18 protein-coding genes are annotated in these 19,614 nt (G+C 68.7%); 9 read left to right on the forward strand and 9 right to left on the reverse strand.

Annotation, left to right across the window (positions count from 1 at the left end; all coding sequences use genetic code 11):
* Positions 1 to 86: 86 nt before the first annotated feature.
* The 3 genes from AB0M29_RS18865 (at position 87) to AB0M29_RS18875 (ending at position 2,963) form a co-directional block, all read left to right on the forward strand.
* Positions 87 to 947, forward strand: a complete 861-nt coding sequence (locus AB0M29_RS18865; protein ID WP_365383870.1) for an ABC transporter ATP-binding protein — start codon at positions 87 to 89, stop codon at positions 945 to 947.
* The gene (locus tag AB0M29_RS18870) at positions 944 to 1,822 is read left to right on the forward strand and encodes an ABC transporter permease (protein WP_365383871.1); all 879 of its coding nucleotides are present in this window, start codon (positions 944 to 946) and stop codon (positions 1,820 to 1,822) included. The genes AB0M29_RS18865 and AB0M29_RS18870 overlap by 4 nt, the downstream gene beginning before the upstream one ends.
* Before the next feature lie 64 nt (positions 1,823 to 1,886).
* Positions 1,887 to 2,963, forward strand: a complete 1,077-nt coding sequence (locus AB0M29_RS18875) for an ABC transporter substrate-binding protein (RefSeq protein ID WP_365383873.1) — start codon at positions 1,887 to 1,889, stop codon at positions 2,961 to 2,963.
* A 310-nt stretch (positions 2,964 to 3,273) separates the two neighbouring features.
* Here the strand turns inward: AB0M29_RS18875 and AB0M29_RS18880 are convergent, their stop codons facing one another.
* The 3 genes from AB0M29_RS18880 to AB0M29_RS18890 form a co-directional block, all read right to left on the reverse strand.
* Entirely contained in the window at positions 3,274 to 3,711 is a 438-nt protein-coding gene (locus AB0M29_RS18880) for a DUF2267 domain-containing protein (protein WP_365383875.1), read from the reverse strand.
* Positions 3,712 to 3,773: 62 nt separating this feature from the next.
* Positions 3,774 to 4,169, reverse strand: coding sequence for a DUF2267 domain-containing protein (locus AB0M29_RS18885; protein WP_365383877.1), 396 nt, complete (start codon positions 4,167 to 4,169; stop codon positions 3,774 to 3,776).
* Between the two features lie 102 nt (positions 4,170 to 4,271).
* Positions 4,272 to 4,703, reverse strand: a complete 432-nt coding sequence (locus tag AB0M29_RS18890; protein WP_365383878.1) for an Hsp20/alpha crystallin family protein — start codon at positions 4,701 to 4,703, stop codon at positions 4,272 to 4,274.
* Between the two features lie 126 nt (positions 4,704 to 4,829).
* Here AB0M29_RS18890 and AB0M29_RS18895 point away from each other — a divergent pair, with 126 nt between their 5' ends.
* Both AB0M29_RS18895 and htpG read left to right on the forward strand, forming a co-directional pair.
* Positions 4,830 to 5,480: a type III effector protein gene (locus AB0M29_RS18895; protein ID WP_365383880.1), complete on the forward strand. Its 651-nt coding sequence runs from the start codon at positions 4,830 to 4,832 to the stop codon at positions 5,478 to 5,480.
* Between the two features lie 127 nt (positions 5,481 to 5,607).
* Positions 5,608 to 7,527: a molecular chaperone HtpG gene (gene htpG, locus AB0M29_RS18900; protein ID WP_365383882.1), complete on the forward strand. Its 1,920-nt coding sequence runs from the start codon at positions 5,608 to 5,610 to the stop codon at positions 7,525 to 7,527.
* 144 nt (positions 7,528 to 7,671) lie between these two features.
* Here the strand turns inward: htpG and AB0M29_RS18905 are convergent, their stop codons facing one another.
* Both AB0M29_RS18905 and AB0M29_RS18910 read right to left on the reverse strand, forming a co-directional pair.
* Positions 7,672 to 8,130 carry an Asp23/Gls24 family envelope stress response protein gene (locus tag AB0M29_RS18905; protein WP_365383884.1) on the reverse strand — a complete coding sequence of 153 codons (459 nt, stop codon included), beginning with the start codon at positions 8,128 to 8,130 and terminating at the stop codon, positions 7,672 to 7,674.
* A 205-nt stretch (positions 8,131 to 8,335) separates the two neighbouring features.
* Entirely contained in the window at positions 8,336 to 8,788 is a 453-nt protein-coding gene (locus AB0M29_RS18910; protein ID WP_365383886.1) for a DUF1801 domain-containing protein, read from the reverse strand.
* Positions 8,789 to 8,930: 142 nt separating this feature from the next.
* Here AB0M29_RS18910 and AB0M29_RS18915 point away from each other — a divergent pair, with 142 nt between their 5' ends.
* The gene (locus tag AB0M29_RS18915) at positions 8,931 to 9,521 is read left to right on the forward strand and encodes a TetR/AcrR family transcriptional regulator (RefSeq protein ID WP_365383888.1); all 591 of its coding nucleotides are present in this window, start codon (positions 8,931 to 8,933) and stop codon (positions 9,519 to 9,521) included.
* Between the two features lie 122 nt (positions 9,522 to 9,643).
* Here the strand turns inward: AB0M29_RS18915 and AB0M29_RS18920 are convergent, their stop codons facing one another.
* From AB0M29_RS18920 to AB0M29_RS18935, 4 genes are all read right to left on the reverse strand, one after another.
* Positions 9,644 to 10,117, reverse strand: coding sequence for a hypothetical protein (locus AB0M29_RS18920; protein WP_365383890.1), 474 nt, complete (start codon positions 10,115 to 10,117; stop codon positions 9,644 to 9,646).
* A gap of 98 nt (positions 10,118 to 10,215) precedes the next feature.
* Positions 10,216 to 10,725: a ricin-type beta-trefoil lectin domain protein gene (locus AB0M29_RS18925; protein WP_365383892.1), complete on the reverse strand. Its 510-nt coding sequence runs from the start codon at positions 10,723 to 10,725 to the stop codon at positions 10,216 to 10,218.
* Between the two features lie 621 nt (positions 10,726 to 11,346).
* Entirely contained in the window at positions 11,347 to 12,708 is a 1,362-nt protein-coding gene (locus AB0M29_RS18930) for a 6-phospho-beta-glucosidase (RefSeq protein ID WP_365383893.1), read from the reverse strand.
* Between the two features lie 114 nt (positions 12,709 to 12,822).
* Entirely contained in the window at positions 12,823 to 14,031 is a 1,209-nt protein-coding gene (locus AB0M29_RS18935; RefSeq protein ID WP_365383894.1) for an ROK family transcriptional regulator, read from the reverse strand.
* Positions 14,032 to 14,258: 227 nt separating this feature from the next.
* Between AB0M29_RS18935 and AB0M29_RS18940 the strand changes: the two genes are divergently transcribed.
* The 3 genes from AB0M29_RS18940 (at position 14,259) to AB0M29_RS18950 (ending at position 19,572) form a co-directional block, all read left to right on the forward strand.
* Positions 14,259 to 16,463 (forward strand): hypothetical protein, encoded by a 2,205-nt coding sequence (locus AB0M29_RS18940; protein WP_365383896.1) that lies wholly within the window; start codon positions 14,259 to 14,261, stop codon positions 16,461 to 16,463.
* 21 nt (positions 16,464 to 16,484) lie between these two features.
* Entirely contained in the window at positions 16,485 to 18,176 is a 1,692-nt protein-coding gene (locus AB0M29_RS18945; RefSeq protein WP_365383898.1) for a glycosyl hydrolase family 8, read from the forward strand.
* Positions 18,177 to 18,276: 100 nt separating this feature from the next.
* Positions 18,277 to 19,572 (forward strand): discoidin domain-containing protein, encoded by a 1,296-nt coding sequence (locus AB0M29_RS18950; RefSeq protein WP_365383899.1) that lies wholly within the window; start codon positions 18,277 to 18,279, stop codon positions 19,570 to 19,572.
* Positions 19,573 to 19,614: the final 42 nt, after the last annotated feature.

Here is a 19,614-nt window from a genome sequence, read left to right on the forward strand (position 1 = left end):
CTCGGTCGGCGAGGACTCCCCGGACATCACCCGACAGAACAGCGGGGGATTTCCGGGGACCCCGAAAGAAGGAAGGAAGCGGCCTCATGGCTTCGCGAAACGACGTCGGGAGGATTGCGGAGGCCGGTGCGGCGGATCGTGCGAACGCACGCATCGAGATCACCGGGCTCACGAAGAGATTCCTGACTCCCGCCGGCGAGGTGTTCACCGCGCTGCAAGACGTCTCGTTCACCGTGGAGCCCGGTCAGTTCTGCGCGGTGGTGGGTCCCACAGGATGCGGAAAGTCGACGACGCTGAGCATGGTGTCCGGGCTCGACCGGCCCAGCGAGGGCTCGGTCCGCGTCGGCGGCCGCGAGGTGGACGGCGTCACCGACGGCGTCAGCTTCATGTTCCAGACCGACGCGCTGCTGCCCTGGAAGACGGTCCTCGGCAATGTGCTGATGGGCCCGGTGTTCCGCAAGGTGCCCAAGCAGCAGGCGCAGGCCTCGGCGCGTGACTGGCTGCGCAGGGTCGGCCTCACCGGGTTCGAGGACCGCTACCCCCACCAGCTGTCCGGTGGGATGCGCAAGCGCGTGGCGATGGCCGCGGCCCTGATCAACGAACCCGAGATCCTGATCATGGACGAGCCGTTCGGCGCCCTCGACGTACAGACCAAGGCGATCATGTCGACCGAGCTGCTCAGCCTGTGGGAGCAGATCCGTCCGACCGTCATCTTCATCACCCACGACCTGGACGAGGCGGTGGCGCTCGCCGACAAGGTGGTCGTGATGACATCCGGCCCGGGCTCGGTCAAGGCGGTCTTCGACATCGATCTTCCCCGGCCGCGCGGCTCCGTCCAGGAGATCCGCTTCCAGCCCCGCTTCATCGAACTCCAGCACCGGATCTGGGACACGCTGCGAGAAGAGGTGGAGCGTGCCTACGCACTCACCGCAGGAGGCAACGCATGAGCACGACGTCCACCGCTTCCACCACCTCCGCCACCGGTGGCGGCAAGGTCTCGCCCGCGAGCGCCGCCCGGCGCGCCGTACGGCGCCGAGCCGCCAGGGTCTGGGCCGGCCGCATCGGCCTCGCGGTCTTCGTGATCGGCGGCTGGCAGGCGTTCACGACCTGGGGCATCGTCGACCCCTTCTTCTACGGGCAGCCGTCGGGCATCTGGAAGCGGCTCATCGAACTCTTCCAGCACGGCACCCAGTTCGGCTCCTTCTACCAGAACATCTGGACCACCATCCAAGAGGCGCTCGTCGGCTTCGCCGTGGGCTCCCTCACCGGCATCGTCTTCGGTGTCGCGCTCGGCCAGAGCCGCTACCTCTCCGACGTGCTCGGTCCCTACATCAAGATGGTCAACGCGATCCCGCGCATCGTCCTCGGCTCGATCTTCATCGTCGCCTTCGGTATCGGAGTGACCCCGAAGATCCTTCTCGCCGCTGTACTGGTGTTCTTCATCGTCTTCTTCAACGCCTTCCAGGGTGTGCGCGAGGTCGACCGCAACGTCCTGGCCAACGTCAGGGTGCTCGGCGCCTCCCGCTGGCAGATCACCCGGCACGTCATCGTGCCCTCCGCGCTGACCTGGATCATCGCCAGCCTGCACAGTGCCTTCGGCTTCGCCATCGTCGGCGCCCTCGTCGGGGAGGTGCTCGGCGCGCAGAGCGGTCTTGGCCTGGTCATCAAGACCGCGCAGAACAACTTCGACCCCAACGGCGTGTTCGCCACGATGCTCGTCATCGCGGTGATCGTCCTCGGCGCCGAATGGCTCATCGGCAAGCTCGAACGCCGCCTGCTCTCCTGGCGCCCGCCGGCCCCCTCCGAGGCGAACGCGCTCTGATCCCCCTCCTGCTGTCCCGTCCAGACCACCAGCACCCGCCATCCTGAAAGGTGTCAGCCCCGCCATGCCCAAGAGAACCCTCACCGCATCGCTCATCACCGTGCTCGCCCTCGCCGCCGCCACCGCGTGTTCAGGCAACTCCGGCTCGTCCGGCTCCGGCGGCACCCCGACCGTGAAGCTCATGGTCGGCGGCATCGACAAGCAGATCTACCTCCCGTACCAACTCGCCGAGAGCCTCGGCTACTACAAGAAGTACGGCGTCAACGTCAGGCTGAGCACCGAGCAGGACGGCGGCGTCGGCGCCGAGGAGGCCATGGCCTCGGGCCAGGTGGACATGGCTGGCGCCTGGTACAACCACACGATCGAGTTCCAGGCGAAGGGCAAGGCAGTCGAGGACATCGTCCAGCTGTCCGGCGCGCCGGGGGAGCGGGAGATGTGCACCACGAAGAGCGGCGTGACGTCCGGTGCCGACTTCAAGGGCAAGACGCTCGGCGTCACCGACCTGGGCTCGGGCACCGACACCCTCACCCAGTTCATCGCGGCACAGAAGGGCGTGAAGACCAAGGACTACCACCGGCTCGCGGTCGGTGCGGGCTCCACCGCCGTGGCGGCGCTGCAGAACGGCAAGGCCGACTGCGTGATGACGACGCAGCCGACGGTCGCCGCGATCGAGAAGAAGGGCGTCGGCACCTCCGCGGTCGACCTGGCCACCACCGACGGCGCCAAGGCCGCGCTGGGCGGAGCCTTCCCGGGGGCGAGCGTCCTCGCCCGTACCGACTGGGTGACGTCCCACAAGGACGCGGCGCAGCGGGTCGTCGACGCTCTCGTGGCCACCATGCACTGGATCAACACGCACAGCGCCGCCGACATAGCCGACAAGCTGCCGCAGTCCTTCGTGCAGAACCAGCTGGTCACCAAGGCCGACTACATCAAGGCGCTCAATGAGGACAAGGGGCAGTTCCTGCCCGACGGGATCATGCCCGCCGGCGGCCCCAAGACCGCACTGGCCACGGAGCAGATGGTAGGGAACGTGACCTCGTCGGTGGACCTCAGCACGACGTTCACCAACGAGTTCGCGATCACCGCGAACAAGAAGGAAGGCTTCACCACGACCACGACACCGGCCGGGGCTGCCGGCTGAGGCCCGGACGCACGAGCGGGCCGCCCAGGCGAACGCAGCCTGGGCGGCCGCGGGCGTGTCGGCTCGACCGGTCGCACCATCAGAGGACCAACCAGAGCGGGCCGAGGCTGCAGAGGAGTGGCTGACGTGGCGTGGTGGAAGGGCGCACGGTCTTCCCACCGGCCCCGCCCCCGTACAGCAGCCGACGGAGATGGCCGTGCTCCCCGCCGCCGCCCGCCAGTGGCAGGCGTGACTGTCGGAGTCCGCGCAGGCTCGGGGCGGGCAGCGGCGCGGTGGTCGTCGCGCCCGCCCCGAGCACGCACGTCTCCGGCTATGCGGCGGGGAGGAGTTCGGCGCGGCCGAACAGCAGCGCGTAGCCGGAGGGGAGCTGGCGCAAGATGCGGGTCAGCAGGTCGGGGCCGGCGTAGGCCGCGACGGCGGAGAAGACGGATCCGGTGTCCCAGCGGGTGGTGGCCAGCGAGGCGCCGGTGCGGGCGGCGAGGTCCTTGACGAAGGCCCAGCCGCCCAGCGGCTGGGTGTCGGGGATCTGGGCGGTGAGGATGCGTGCGGCTTCGAGGGGCAGGCGGGCGGCCAGTTCGACGCGTTCGTCGCCGGTCAGCTGGCGTCCCAGTCCGGCGAGGACGAGGCGGACGGCTTCCTCGGCCTTCTCAACGGTGGGGTAGGCGCCGTCGTAGCGGACCGTTTCCAGCAGGTGCTCGTAGGTCCTTCCGTGGTGCTGCTGGAGTGGTGCGCTCTGGTCGGACATCATCGGTGATTGCCTTTCTGTCACCAGGGTCGGGGTGGCCGTGCGCGGTCACCGGGGGTGGGTGGTCAGGTGGGCTGGGGGCGGCCGAAGAGGAGGTCGTAGCCCACGGGGAGCTGGAGCAGGATCTCCTTGAGAGGGCCGTCGCCGGCGGCGTCGGCGACCGTGGACAGGACGGCGCTGACGTCCCAGGCCGCGGTCTGTTCGGTCGCGCCTTCGATCCAGGCCGCGGTCGCGCGTACGAACCGCTCCGGGGGCAGCGGCTCGGCGCTTTGCAGCGGGTTGAGCAGGATCAGGGCGAACTCTTCCGGCAGACGCGCCGCCAGTTGGGCGCGTACCTGGCCGACCAGGTGTGCGCCCAGCAGGGCGAGCACGACGCGGGCCGCGCGTTCGGCCTCCTGCAGCGTGCCGTATTCGCCGCGTTCCTTCACATGATCGAGGAACGCTTGGCGTCGCAAAGTCATGTCGGCCGCCACCCTTCCTCAGGTCCACGGGGTGCGGAGGACGGGCGAGGGGGGAGATCAGGTACCCGTCCTCCGCCGCTGGTCAGGCTTCGTCCGTCCGGCTCAGCCGGAGATCTCCCTGTGGCCGGATCCGACGCCGATGGAGATCTTGCGGGGCTTGGCGCGCTCGGCGATCGGGATGCGCAGGGTGAGCACGCCTGCGTCGTAGTCGGCCTGGATGTGCTCGGTGTCCAGCGTGTCGGCCAGCACGATCTGGCGGGAGAAGACGCCCAGCGGCCGTTCCGACAGCTCCATCTGCACGTCGTCGGCCTTCGTCACGGGCCGGCGCTCGGCCTTGACGGTCAGCATGTTGCGCTCGACGTCGATGTCGATCGCGTCCGCGCTGACGCCGGGGAGGTCGAAGGCCACCACGTACTGGTCGGCCTCGCGGTAGGCGTCCATCGGCATCGCGGACGGCTTCGACCAGGTGCCCGGGCCCATCATCTGCTGGGCCAGCCGGTCCAGGTCACGGAAGGGGTCGGTGCGCATCAACATCGGAAAACACCTCCAGGAAGTTCGGGCAGTTGCTGCCAATGCGCTTCACTGAAACCGTTGTAACATGTCATCCAATGGATGACAAACATGGTGTCGTCCAAGTGGTGACGACAGAGGAGGTGCCTGTTGACCCCGGCCGACCAGCCGACCCCGAGCATCCCCGACGCCCACAGCCCGGCGTCCTTCCTCGCCGCCGCCGCGGCCCTTGCCGCGATAGACGACACCCTGCGCGATGCCCAGCACGAGACCTCCGACGCCGTCGGCCCCGGCGCCGAGCAGGCACTGGCCTCCCTGATGCTGCTGCGGCAGGTGCGCGAGCAGCTCGCGGGCTGGGAGACCGGCCTGATCGAAACCGCCCGTGAGGCGGGCGCCAGCTGGGCCGACCTCGCCCACCCCCTCGGCGTCGCCAGCCGCCAGGCCGCCGAACGCCGCTACCTGCGCGGCCGCCCCGGCGCCGTCGGCACCACCGGCGAGCAACGCGTGACGGCCACCCGCCAGGCCAGGGCCGCCGAACGCGCCATCGCTACCTGGGCCCGCGCCAACGCCGCCGACCTGCGCGGCCTCGCCGGACAGATCACCGCCCTCGCTCACCTCGCGCCCGAAGCGCGCTCAGCCCAGGCCGCCGTGCATGCCGCCCTGGGCGCCACCGACGCCGCCGAGCTCATTGCCCCCCTGACCGACATGCGCCCCTACCTCGATGCCCACCACACCGACCTCGTCAAATGCCTGGACGCGCTGGACGACCGGCTCCCGACGACAGCAGTTGACGATGCCTGACTCCCGCCACAGAGATTCACAGAATGCGGGTGCGGTCCGGGCCGCCCCGAACCATGCCGACGGCGGGCAACGGTCCGTCTCGGCCCGAGTCCCCTCCGTCCATGACGTTCCCACAGAAAGAGACCCAATGGGCAGCAGTGTCGAGACGCTGGAATTTCAGGCCGAGACCCGCCAGTTGCTCCGATTGGTGATTCACTCGATCTACTCGAACAAGGACATCTTCCTGCGCGAGCTGATCTCGAACGCCTCCGACGCACTGGACAAGCTGAGGCTGGAATCGCTGACCGACTCCAGCCACGTCGAGATCGACACCACCGACCTGCACATCTCATTGGAGGTCGACAAGGACGCCCACACACTGACCGTCCGCGACAACGGGATCGGCATGACCCGGGACGATCTCGTGGAGCTGATCGGCACGATCGCCAAGTCCGGCACCGCCGGCTTGCTGGAGAAGATCAAGGAGTCCAAGGACGCCGCCACCGCCGAGAGCCTGATCGGGCAGTTCGGCGTCGGCTTCTACTCGGCTTTCATGGTTGCCGAAAAGGTCACCGTGCGCACCCGGCGGGCCGGCACCGACTCCGGCACCCAGTGGGAGTCCGACGGCGAGGGCACCTACGACCTCCAGGCCGTCGACGGCCTGCCCGTGGGCACCTCGGTCACTCTGCACCTCAAGCCCGCCGACAGCGAGGACGGGCTCGCCGACTACCTGTCCCCATCGAAGATCCGTCAGATCGTCAAGCAGTACTCCGACTTCATCCGCTGGCCGATCCGGATGGCCACCGAGCGCACCGACGCCGAGGGCGATACCACCCACGACGTCGACACGCTCAACTCGATGAAGGCGCTGTGGGCCCGGCCGCGCACCGAGGTGACCGAGGACGAGTACAACGAGTTCTACCAGCAGATCAGCCACGACTGGCTGGCCCCGGCCGAGACGATCCATATGCGCGCCGAAGGCACCTTCGAGTACGAGGCGCTACTGTTCATCCCCTCGCAGGCACCCTTCGATCTCTTCTCCCGCGAGACCAAGTCCGGCGTGCAGCTGTACGTCAAGCGAGTGTTCATCATGGACGACTGCGAAGCGCTCATGCCCAACTACCTGCGCTTCGTCAAGGGTGTCGTGGACGCCCGCGACCTGTCGTTGAACGTCTCCCGCGAAATCCTCCAGCACGACCGCCAGATCCGCGGCGTGCGACGGCGCCTGGTCAAGAAGGTCCTCGGCGCCATCAAGGACATGCAGTCCAAGGACGCCGAGCGCTACGCGAAGGTGTGGGCGCAGTTCGGCCGGGCCCTGAAGGAAGGCCTGGTCGAGGACACGGACAACGCCGAGGCCCTGCTCGAGCTGGTGTCGGTCGCCTCCACGCACGACGCGGAGAAGACCACCACGCTGCGCGAGTACGTCGAGCGCATGAAGGACGGGCAGGACGCCATCTACTACCTGACCGGCGAGAGCCGCACGATGGTGGAGAACTCCCCGCACATGGAAGCCTTCGCCGCCAAAGGGTACGAGGTCCTGATCCTCACCGACCCCATCGACGAGGTGTGGGTGGACCAGATCCCGGCCTTCGACGGCCACCGTCTGCAGTCCATCGCCAAGGGCCAGGTCGACTTCGACGAGTCCGCCGACGGCGACCAGGAAACCGACGCCGAGAAGGCCCAGCGTGAGCAGCACTTCGCCGCCCTGCTGCCCTGGCTGACCACCACCTTGTCCGAGCAGGTCAAGCAGGTCCGCCTGTCGTCACGCCTGACGACCTCGGCGGCATGCATCGTCGGCGACGCCCACGACGTGACGCCGACCCTGGAGAAGATGTACCGGGCGATGGGACAGCAACTGCCCACCGTCAAGCGGATCCTGGAACTCAACCCCGCACACCCGCTGATCACCGCCCTGCGCACAGCACACGACGCAGGCGCCGACGAACCCGCACTGGCGGAGATCGCCGAGCTGATATACGGCAGCGCGCTGCTCGCCGAAGGGGGCGACCTGCCCGACCCGGCCCGCTTCACCCGGCTGCTCACCGACCGCCTGCCCCGCACGCTGTAACCACGGGTGCCACCCGGCACCCGCCGAAGCGCCCGGTCGCACCCACCTCACACTCCCCATGAACCCGCCCGCCCCGATACCCGTACTGGTGTCGGGGCGGGCGGGTATCGCTCCGCTGTCATCCCGCCGCGTGGGACGAGTCTTCTACTGGACCCGTTCGCCCGGCCCGGCCCCGTTCGTGTCGTCTTCGTCGTCGTCCGATCCGGGCAGGTGGACGTCGAGCACCTTGATGTTGATCTCTACGACTTCCAGGCCCGTCATGGTCTCCACCGCGTCCGTCACGCGCGTGTCGATCTCTTTGGCGGCGTCCTCGATGGGTTCGCCGTACTCCACGATCACGTCCAGATCGATCGCGGCCTGCTTCTCGCCCACCTCGACCTTGACACCCCTGCCCGGGTCGGAAGACCTGGACATCCTGTCCCGGACTGATCCCAGCGCCCTGGAAGCGCTGCCGCCGAGGGCATAGATTCCCTCGGTCTCGCGGGCTGCAATTCCGGCGATCGTGGCGACCACGTTGTCGGCGATGGTGGTGGTGCCGTGTCGCCTCCCACCGTTGCCGCTGGTGTGCGCGGAAGCGCGGTCGGTGACGTCGGTGGCGGCCATCGAAGATCCTCCAGACAAGAGGCGTCGTCGGCGAATGGCAACACGGCGCTGCGGCGATCGGCAGGTCCGGCATCGCTGTTCGCCCTCGTCTCCCAATGTCCTCCCGGCTCGGGCAAGCTGCCATTCGGGTGATTCAAGGACCAGCAGCGCCAGGCCGCCGAGCACGCCAAGGCGCAGCGGGCCCAGCCCGGTCACCGGGCGCGCCTTAGCTCACCGCCTGTCTCACGAGCGCACCGATCCGCGCCTCCACCTCGGCCGTCACCTCGGTCAGGGCGAAACCTGCCGCCCACATCGTGCCCTCGTCCAGTTTCGCCTGGTCGCTGAAGCCGAGCGTCGCGTAGCGCGCTTTGAACTTCTCCGCGCTCTGGAAGAAGCACACGACCTTGCCGTCCAGGGCGTAGGCGGGCATCCCGTACCAGAGCTTCGGCGCGAGGGCCGGGGCGTTGGCTGTGATGACGGCATGGACCCGCTCAGCCATGATCCGGTCCGAGTCCTGCATCTCGGCGATCTTCGCGAGTACGTCCCGCTCCGCCTCCGCCGCCTTGTCCGCGCGCGAGCCGCGGCGGGCTGCCGTCTTCAGCTCTTGGGCGTGGTCCTTCATCGCGGCCCGCTCCTCGGCCGTGAATCCCTCGTGCGTGCTGCTTTCGGTGCTGCGCATGGCAGATCTCCCTTTGAGGGGCGCGTGGGTGGCGACGTGCCGCCACATCCGGTATCGGCACGCAACGTGCCGATCGAGTCTGAATACTGCGCCCAGCCCTCGGCATTGTCAACGGCACGCCACGTGCCGTTAGAATGGCGGCATGACCGACACGCCCGCCACGCCGAGGCGCCGAGGCGCCGCGCGCACCGAGGAGCTCCTGCAGGTAACCCTCGATCTGGCCGCGGAGGTCGGATACGCGGGCCTGAGCATCGAGGCGGTCGGCCGACGGGCCGGGGTCGGAAAACACACGATCTACCGGCGCTGGCCGTCCATGTCGGCGATGCTGCTCGACGCGCTCAGCCGCGTGTGGACCAGCGACCTGGACTACCGCGACACCGGGGACGTCCGCGCGGATCTGCGCGAACAGTTCCTCCGCTCGGGCCTCGCCCTCTCCAGCCCGCCGATCGGCCCCGTCTACCGCGCGGTCATCGGCGAGGCGCAGGCCGATCCAGTGCTGCGGGCGACCCTGCACGAACGATTCCTGGTCACCGTCGAGCAGCGCACCCTCGACCGCATCACCCGCGCCCAGCGCACCGGTGAACTGACCTCGGCGGCGAATCTGGAATTCGCCGCCGAGGTGCTGTGCGGCACGCTTTACTACCGCAGCCTGCTGTCAACCCGCCCCATCGACGAGGCCGCGGTCGACGGACTGCTGGACATGTTCATGGCCGCCTACGGAACCAGCAGTTAGGACTCGACCGCACACGTCGGATCCACTCTCCCGATCCCAGGACCGTGCAGGTCACAACCGCGCAACAGGGCGACCGTTGGCCTCGGGCGTCACCGCCTGCCGGCTCGGTCGCCCACGGCTGTTCAGCAGTTGTGCGGTGCCGGACCGGCCCAGTTCGCGCCGTTCGCGTACGCGTGCCAGGTGCCAAACGCGTCGGCGCAGTTGACCTGTGCGTAGGCGATGAACGTGTCCGGGTCGGCGTCGTGGATGTACATCCCCGGCGAGTCGACGTCCTTGACGGCGGTCGAGATGGGGCCGGTCACCTTGCCCCCGTTGCTCTGCGAAATGATGCTCACGAACACGGTGTCGCTGCGGTAGGGCCCCTGCTGGTAGGAAGTGGCCCACTGGAAGTGCGCCCAGGTGTAGTAGTTGCAGGTGTTGTACATCTGCTCGACCTGGCCGGCGTACATCCCGTGCGCGGTGACGTTGCCCGGCGAGCCGATGTTGATGTAGCCGCAACTGGCCGTAGCCGCTTGCGCGGTGCCGACGGCTCCGAGGCCGACACTGGCCACGGCAAGCGCTGCCGCGGCCAGAGTGCGGGCGGTGCGTGTGATCATGGTTCCCCCCTCAAATGTGCCGAGTTTCGAGCATGGGACCGGAATCGCTTCAGCCCACGGGGCCTCAGCAATTCATCCCAAGACGGGCGGGACAGTTCCTAGTTCCAGTAGAACCACTGGTACGTGCCGCTGTTGCACGGACCCATCTGGTAACCGTTGGTCGGATTGCCCCAAATATCCGTATTGTAGTTCTGGCCGCTGTCGAGACACACGTCCGACCAGTGAACGTTGCGGAACTGGTAGTAGGTGCGCCCAGCGGCGTCTTTCCCCACGTAGGTGACGCTCCACAGCTGGTAGTCGCCTCCGTTGCAGGAGAAGACCCCAGACGCATACATCTGACCCGAGTCAATGCATTTCCCGAGGCCGTTCTGAAGCTGGTAGTACTGCGTTGACGAGATGTCGGTAAACCTCTGAGCAGCCGTGCCGTTGCAGCCGTACTGCTGGAGGTGGCCGGGCCCAGCGTCGAGACACCTGCCCGACTCCTGGTTGTACAGCGCGCCGTTGCGCCAGGACGCGTTGGCCGATCCCGCGGTGGTGAACAGCAGGAACAGAACAGGCGCGAGCATCAGGACCGCTACGCGAAGTGCTTTGCTTGTTGCGCGGGACATTCGTGACCCCTCCGTGCCGAATGTTCGCTCACTGGCGCGACGAGGATGCCGACATGGGTAGCCGCCTGTGCGCCTCTTGCCGCCGTACGTTGCGTGAGCATCCTGAGATTTTCGGATGAGCCGGGACCGGGACACGATTGCCTGTCCTGATCCTGTTCCGGCGAAGTTAGCTTCACGAGTCCTGGGTTCGTCCTAGGTTCGTCCTAGCGCGAGGTCAGCCCGGTCATCGTGGCGCGGCGCCGCCGCCCCATGAGCCGGCAGGTTCCGGAGGCTCGCGCCGAAAGCCGCGCCCTCGGGCCGCCGCTGAGGCTGCGCTCAGCGAGGGGAAGCCCGGCGCCGGAACCGGGTTTCCGGCGCCTTCCAGACGTCGATCTGCCGGTGCTGCCGGACGTCGAGGTGGGTGCCCTCGGCTCTGTTGCCGCCCGCATGAGCTCCATGACCAGGTTGAGCATCGTCACGAGAGACCGCATCGTCAATCGAGCGATCTCCGAGTACGCCGCACACGGACCCGCCATCGACCGGGGCGATGAGCCTGTCGCCGGGTACGTTCCACGGCCAGGGGGTCACGATGCCGCCGCAGCGGTCAGTTCGATGCCGATCGCGGACAGCTGCGGGTCGACGTCACCGGGCCCACGGCAGGAACTCCGTGTTGTGGGCCAGCAGTTCATCGGTCAGCCGCTCCGCCAGGTCCAGCTGACCCACCAGAGGGTGCGAGAGCAGGGCGGCGTGTACCCGGTCCCGGCCGCCGCGCAGGGCCGCGTCCAGGGCCAGCTGCTCGTACGCGAAGACGTGGGCCACCAGGCCGGCGTAGAGCGGGTCGAGGGGCGCGACGGGCAGGGGCCGGGCGCCGTCGGCGTCGATCCTGCTGGGGACCTCGATGACGGCGTCGTCGGGCAGGAAGGGCAGCGTGCCATCGTTGCGGACGTCGGCCACCTGGACGCGGCCCTGGCGGGGACCCGCGCCGAGAAGCGCCGCGGTGAGGGTGAGTGCGGCGTCGGAGTAGTGGGCGCCGCCGCGTCGGCTGAGCAGCTCCGGCTTGCTCACCAGCGCCTCGTCGGCGTACTGGGCCAGCAGCTCGCGCTCCAGGTGGGCGACCTCGTCGGCGCGGGGAGGCTGGCGGCGCAGCTCGGAGACCATGCGGTCGTGCTGGTAGAAGTAGCGCAGGTAGTAGGAGGGGATCACGCCGAGGCGGCCGAAGAGGTCGGCCGGCAGCTCGGTCTCCTCGTGGAGCGCGGGGGAGAAGTCGTCGATCAGCCGGGGGAGGACGGACACGCCGGTCTCGTCGTCCGGGTGCCCGAGCAGGGTGACGTCGCGTTCCCAGGTCAGGTGGTTGAGCCCGACGTGATCCAGCCTGATCAGTTCGGATTCCACGTTCAGAAGCTGCGCGAACAGCCGCTGAAAGCCGATCGCGACGTTGCACAGGCCCACCGCGCGGTGTCCGAGGGTCTGCAGTGCCCGGGTCACGATGCCCACGGGGTTGGTGAAGTTGACGATCCAGGCGCCGGGGTTGACCGCACGGATCCGGTCGGCGATGTCCACCACCACCGGGACGGTGCGAAGAGCTTTCGCCAGCCCGCCGGCACCGGTGGTCTCCTGGCCGACGCAACCGCAGGTAAGTGGCCAGGTCTCGTCCTGGGCCCGGAGCGCCTGACCACCGACGCGCAACTGGATGAGGACGGCGTCGGCGTCGGCCACCGCACTCTCCAGATCGGCGGTCGTGGTCACTACCGCCGAGTGGCCCTGGTGGGCGAGGATCCGCCGGGACAGTCCCGCGACCACGGCCAGACGCTCCGCGGCTGGGTCGACCAGAACCAGTTCCGCCACGGGGAGCGTGTCGCGCAGCCGTGCCAGGCCGTCGACGAGCTCGGGCGTGTAGGTGGAGGCGCCCCCTACGACGACGAGCTTGACCGGGCCGGGTGCGGCGGCGGGCGCGGCACCGCGCCTGCCGCGGGGTGCGGCGTCGGGGGTACGGGAAGAGGGCAACCGCTGCTCCTTGGACGGGCCGGCGGGGCGCCGGCGCGACGAGGCGAACAGCGTGCAGTTTAGTAAAGTTTCATTACTATTGTAAATGGTTGAGTAAGGTCTATTTACTCAGAATCAGCGGATCGCGCCCTGCGGCGACTCGGTGGACCTGGCGTCCGCCAGCCGGGTGTCGATCAGTCGCGGCCAGGCCGTGCCGGCTGCCACCGACACCGCTCCGATCAGCACCGCTGCGTCCCCGAGTTCGGAGATCTGCACCCGAGGCGGGAAAGGGACCATCTGCGCGAGGCGGGAGCGCAGCGGGTCCAGAAGCACCGCGCCGTTGAGCCCGACGCCGCCGCCGACCACCACGAGTGGCACGTCCACGACCAGAGCGATCGTCGCGATCGATCCCGCCATCCGGTGGGCCTCCTCGCGGACCACCTTCAGGGCGAACGGGTCGCCCAGCCGGGCCCGCGCGAACAACTCCTCAGGAGTCGGCGGCTCCTCGCCGCCCGCCGCCCGCCCGGCACGCACCTCGGCGCGGTGGCCGTCGGCGATGAGGGCGCGCAGCGAGTCCGCGGCCGGGCTGTCGACGGCGAACGGCCGGTGGCCCGGGTAGTCGATCTCGCCTGCGGCGCCGTTGCGGCCGCGGCGCAACCGGCCCTCCAGGACGAGGCCGGCGCCCACGCCGGAGCCGACGGCGAGGAACGCGAAGTCCTCGCTCTCCCGCCCCGCCCCCCGGCGCAGCTCGCCGAGTGCGGCGAGGTTGACGTCGTTGTCGACGTCCAGGAGGTTGGGCAGTACCGGCGAGAGCGCCTCGATGATCGGGTACCCCTCCAGTTCCTGCTCGCTGGTCACCCGCATCCGGCCCGACTCGGGTTCGACCACCCCGGCCACCGCCACCATCGTGCCGAGCACCCCCGCCGTGCCGGGCGCCGCGTCCGCGGTCAGCCGGGCGTGCACCTCGGCGATGTCGGCGAGCAGCGCCGTGGCGCCGCCCTCGGTACGGGGGTGGTCGTACCGGGCGACCACCCCGCCCCCCAGGTCGGCCAGTGCGCCCCGGATCCAGCGTCCCCCGATGTCGATGCCCAGGACCTGGCCGAGGTCGAAGGCGGGCTCGAAGAACACCGCTCCGTAATGCAGTTCGCCCTCGGGGCGGGCGGCCTCGCGGACCAGGCCGGCAGCGGTGAGCGTCTCGATCGCGTGGTTCGCCGTCGGCTTCGACATGCCCAGTCGCCGGGCGACCTCCGCCCGGGAGAGCTTGTGCTCGCGCACCAGGGCGTCCAGGACGCTGCGGGCGTTGAGGTCGCGCAGTGTGGCGAGGTTGGCGCTTCTGGCAGTCATGCCGCCGATGATAAGGGTCCGCCTCTTACCGGAATCCCGGTCTCGCGCAGTTGGCCGCCGGAAATCTAGTAAAGGAACGATACTTGACTTGCCTTGACGGGCGCCCCCACACTGTCCGTCATCTCGCCTCGCCGACCCACACCCCGAGGAGTCGGCGCCCCTCGCGCGGCCTCTCCCTCTTTCCCAGCGGCTCACCCCGTGGCTGCGCCATGCCCGAAGGGAATGCGATGCCCCCACTACGAAAGCTGATCGCCGCCGGAGCAGGACTGTCCGGCATCCTGGTCACCCTGGCCCTGTCGAACGGCTCCGCGGCGGTCGCGGACACCAGCAACACCCTGGTCGTCGGCTCGACGAGCAGCGCGAGCTTCAACCCCTACGCGGGACTGGGAACGACGATCGACTCGTTCGACGCGGTCCAGGGCATGACACACAGCCTGTCCAGCGGCGTCACGGACCCCAGCGGTGACGACCCGGGCACCCGCCCCAAGCCCGGTTTCGACTCCGACCTGTTCACGCCCGACGAGGCCCTGAGCTCCACCAACATCGCGCACCTGGCGACGAGCGGACTGCGGCCGCTGTCGTACCGGCTGGTGACCGAACTGCGGGAGGAGACCTGGCACTGGGGCAACACCGGCAGCCTGAGCGCCGGCACCAGCGGTTACTGGACCAGCGCAGGGGACGCCAACCCGATCAAGGAGTCCTACGGCTACGACATCGCGCACGGCGGCACCTCGCAGCCCGGTGGCGAGGCCGCGTACGTATCCCGGCTGGACGACAACAACAGCACCAGCTACTGGAAGAGCAACCCCTACCTGGACCAGCACTACACGGGTGAGGCCAACACCGCCCATCCCACCTGGGCCGTGGTCGACCTTGGCTCCGCCGCCACGATCAACACCGTGAAGATCAAGTGGGCCGACCCCTACGCTGTCTCCTACCAGGTGCAGTTCTGGCACGCCGACAGCTCAGCGGCGAGCGACCCCAGCCCCTTCGACACCCCGGACCAGGGGCATTGGCAGACCCTTTCGGGCGGTTCGGTCAGCGGTCAGAACGGAGGCACCGACACCCTCACGGTCGGCTCCCAGAAGGCGGAGTTCGTCCGGGTGCTGATGAACACCTCCTCGGGCACCTGCGCCAACGGCGCCAGCAGTGACATCCGCAACTGCCTCGGCTTCGCCATCAAGGAGTTGTACGTCGGCAACACCAGCAGCGGCGGCACCTTCACCGACGCGGTCAAGCACGGTGACGAGACGGTCCAGTCGGCGACGTACACCTCGTCCAACGACCCGGCGGAGGACGCCTCTTCGGTCCGGCAGTTCGATCAGCCGGGAATCGATGCGGTCTACGACAGCGGCGCCAACCAGAACCTGCCCATGATGGTGCCGGTCCCGGTGCTGTACAGCACGCCGGAGAACGCGGTGGCGCTGCTGCGCTACCTGGAGTCCAAGGGCCGCAAGATCGCTTCCGTCGAGATCGGCGAGGAAGCCGACGGCCAGTACACCACCCCGGAGGACTACGCGGCACTGTGGTCGCAGTGGGCCACCGCCCTGCACGCCTTCGACCCGACCCTGGTCCTCGGCGGCCCCGCCCTGCAGGACTCCACCGCGTCGAGCTGGAACGACTCCGACAAGACCAACGTCGACTTCGGCGCCCGATTCATCGCCGCCCTACGGGCCGACGGCCATCTGAACGACCTGAAGTACTACTCCTTCGAGCAGTACCCGGTCTTCGACGTCAACAACTCCACCGACGCCTACAACCTCCTGCTCAACGAGCCGCAGCGCAGCGCCGACGTCCTGGCCCAACTGCACAAGACCATCCCGTCGAACATCCCGCTGATGGTCACCGAGCAGTCGGCGTACGACGACACCCTCCAGGGCGGACTGTGGCAGGCCGACTTCCTCGGCTCGATGTTCACCGGCGGTCTGGCCGGTGACTTCAACTACCAGGCACTGCCACAGCACCTCTACGACGGCATCGCCTCCAACATGTTCACCGCTGACTCGCACGGCCAGTGGACCGGCAACACCTCGCAGTACTGGGCCAGTTCGCTCCTCGGCAACACCTGGCTGCAGCCGGTCGACGCCGCCCAGCAGCTCTACCCCGTCACGGTGCCCGCCGCCCTCAACTCCAACGGACAGCAGCAGCTCACCGCCTACGCGGTGCACCGACCCGACGGACAGTGGGCGCTCATGGTGATCAACAAGAGCAAGACCGCGACCTACAAGAAGCCGGTCAGCATCCAGGGCTCCAGCTTCACCGGGACGGTCGACTCCTACAACTGGGGCGCGGACCAGTACGCCTGGCACGAGTCCGGTGACACCGGCTCCGCGTCCCCGAACACCGGCCCGGCGCACACCACGGCGGCCGCCGCCTCCTCGTACAGCTTCCCGCCCTTCTCCATCACCGTGCTGCGCGGAAACGCCGGCTGACCTCTCTGAGGAGTCTCACCCATGGCAACCCATGCCAGAAGCAGATCGCGGCAGCTCCTCGCCGCGATAGCCGCGGCCGGCTGTACGGCCGGCGCACTGGTGGCACTCGCCGCCGGCGGCAGCGCCTCGGCGGCCACCACGCCGATGCGGCCCTTCCCGCAGCACACCACCTACAAGGTCGGCGTGATGCCCACGGCCTCGCAGAGCACTCGGGACGCGGCGGTCAAGAAGCAGTACGACTCCTGGAAGTCCACGTATCTGGTGCACGGCTGCGCCAGCAACGAGTACTACGTGTCCACCAAGGGCGACGGTGACGCGCCGAACAACGGCACGGTCTCCGAGGCGCAGGGTTACGGCATGAACATCGTGCCGCTGATGGCCGGTTACGACAGCAGCGCCAAGGCCGAGTTCGACGGTCTGTGGCAGCTGGTGAAGGACCACACCGACCAGTACGGCCTGATGCAGTGGAAGCTCGACGGGAACACCTGCAAGTACGCCGACTCGGGCACCCCGGACGGCGCGACCGACGGTGACCTCGACATCGGCTACGGGCTGATCCTGGCCGACCAGCAGTGGGGCGGCTACTCCGCGGACGCCAAGGCGTGGCTGGCCAAGGTCTACGCCCATGACGTCGCCTCCGACGGGCACCTCAAGTGCGAGGACGACGGACCGACGAACGACACACGGCCGTCCGACTTCATGATCGACCACCTGCGGGCGTTCGCCGCCTACGACACCGCGCACGACTGGGGCAAGGTCGTCACCCGCACCGAAGCCATCGTCAACGAGTTCACCTCCGGGTACTCGTCCAGCGCGGGCCTGCTGTCGGACTTCGTGGTCAACGCCAACACGTCCACCCCCGACCCCGCCCCCGCGAGCTACCAGGAGAACCAGCCCGACAACATCGTCGGCTACAACTCCATCCGCAACCCATGGCACCTGGGCACGGACGCACTGCTGTACGGGCGCACCACGGCGGCGACCTCGTTCAACACCGCCGTGAAGGAGTCGAACTGCCTCAAGTCGATCTCCGGCGGCGACCCGAAGAAGGTCCAGCCGCACATCAAGCTGAGCTGTGCCAACGCCAACGTCTCCGGCGACACCCAGGCGGAGGAGGCCGGGGACCTGGCGGGCCCAGCGGCGATGGCCGCAGGCGACCAGGCATGGACCGACGCGATCTGGGCGCAGCTGGCCACCAACCCGTTCGGCGACACGTACTTCGGCGAGACGCTGAAGATGCTGGTCTACGTCGTGATGGCCGGTGACTACTGGAACCCGGCCGACGGCGGCCCGACGCCGACCACCACCCCGCCGACCACTCCGCCGACCACCGGGCCGGCCGGCAACCAGTCGTACGAGGCGGAGAACGCCGTCCTCGCCGGCGGCACTGCCGTGACGTCCTGCACGCACTGCTCCGGCGGCGCCAAGATCAGCTATCTGGGCAGCGGCGGCACGGCCACCTTCAACGGCATCACCGAGCCCGCGACCGGTGACTACACCCTGACCGTCTACTTCATGAGCGTCGGCTCCTCGAAGTCCGCCGTGATCACCGCCAACGGCGTGGACCAGACCGTCACCTTCCCGCAGACACCGGACTACAACACCGTCGTCACCCAGACGGTGACGGTCCACCTCAACGGCGGCGGCGGCAACACCATCGCGTTCTCCAACCCTTCGGCCGGTGCCCCCAACATCGACCGCATCGTCGTCTGATCCAGCCCACCCTTCCCGCAGGCCGGGCCGGGCGCGTCGCAACGCCCCCGGCCCGGCCTGTTCCCGTTCCCGACCGTACCCACCGACCCGAGGAGGTCCCATGTCCGGCCCCACCCGTCGCGTTCTCAGACGCGCCCTCCGCCCCTCGCCGACCGCTGTCCTCGCCGCCGCCTGCCTGCTCGCCCTCGGCGCCGCCGTTCCCGCGCACGCGGCGACTGGCCAGACCGTGCCCGGGGACCTGGCCTGCAGTGCCCTGACCACAGCCACCACCAGCGTCAACAGCACCAACGCGGCGGACACCACCGACTGCGACCTCTCCACGTCGTGGCAGAGCAACGGCACGCACACCCAGGAACTGAGCGTCGACCTCGGCGTCGCCACACCCATCGGCCGCGTCGTGATCTCCTGGGGCTCCGGCTACGGGACCAGCTTCCGGGTCCGTACCTCCGACAACGGCACCAGCTGGACGACCCGCTCGACCGTCAGCGCGGGCACTGGTGGTACCCAGACGGTCCTGCTGCCCTCTGTCGTCTCCGCCCGGTACGTCGAGCTGTACCTCCTCGACTACGCGGGCAGCTCCGGCTACAAGGTCAAGGAGTTGGAGGTCTTCGGACCGACCGCCTACCCCCCGCCCGCGCAGCCCGCCTGGACCGGGCAGTTCACCGGTTACGGCACCACCGCGTGGAAGGCCGCCTGGGGCATGTCGGACAGCTCCACATGGAACCTCCAGAACCTCAAGAAGATCACCGACAGCACCGCGCCGGGCGACGGCTCCGCCCTCCAGGTCACCTATGGCGCCGGCTCGTCCTCCGCCTCCTGCACGAACTGCCCCACGCAGGGCGGCGCGCAGTACTACACGGACCTGTCCACGATGGGCATGTCCGCCCTCAAGCAGTCCCGCACCCTCGACCTGAGGTACGCCCTGAAGGTCCCTGTCGGCTTCGACTGGGGCAAGGCCGGCAAGCTCCCCGGTCTGTACGGCGGCACCATCGGGGAGGAGTCCGGCGGCGCCCACGGCAACGGCTGGTCGACCCGCTATATGTGGCGCGGTGACACCGCGCCGAACGAGGGCGAGGTCTACCTCTACACGCCTACCAGTGCGGGTCCCACCGGCTACGGTGTGGACCTGGCGCTGGGGGACTGGAACTGGGCCGCGGACGGCGCCTGGCACACCGTGGAGCAGCTCGTGGACCGCGGCACCGGCGACATCACCGTCTGGCTCGACGGCCGGCAGGTCACGTCCCTCGTGGGGGCCGCGACCGATATCGGGTCGATCCCCTTCAGCGGTGTCTTCTTCTCCACCTTCTACGGCGGCCACGACACCTCGTGGGGCCCGGCGAAGACCACCCACACCTTCTTCGCCGACTTCTCCCTGTCCACCTCATTGCAGCACTGATCCGCGACGCCGGTCGTACGTGTGCGGGGCCCGCCCCCCACA

The organism is Streptomyces sp. NPDC051976, from assembly GCF_040680795.1.
Taxonomy (GTDB): Bacteria; Actinomycetota; Actinomycetes; order Streptomycetales; family Streptomycetaceae; genus Actinacidiphila.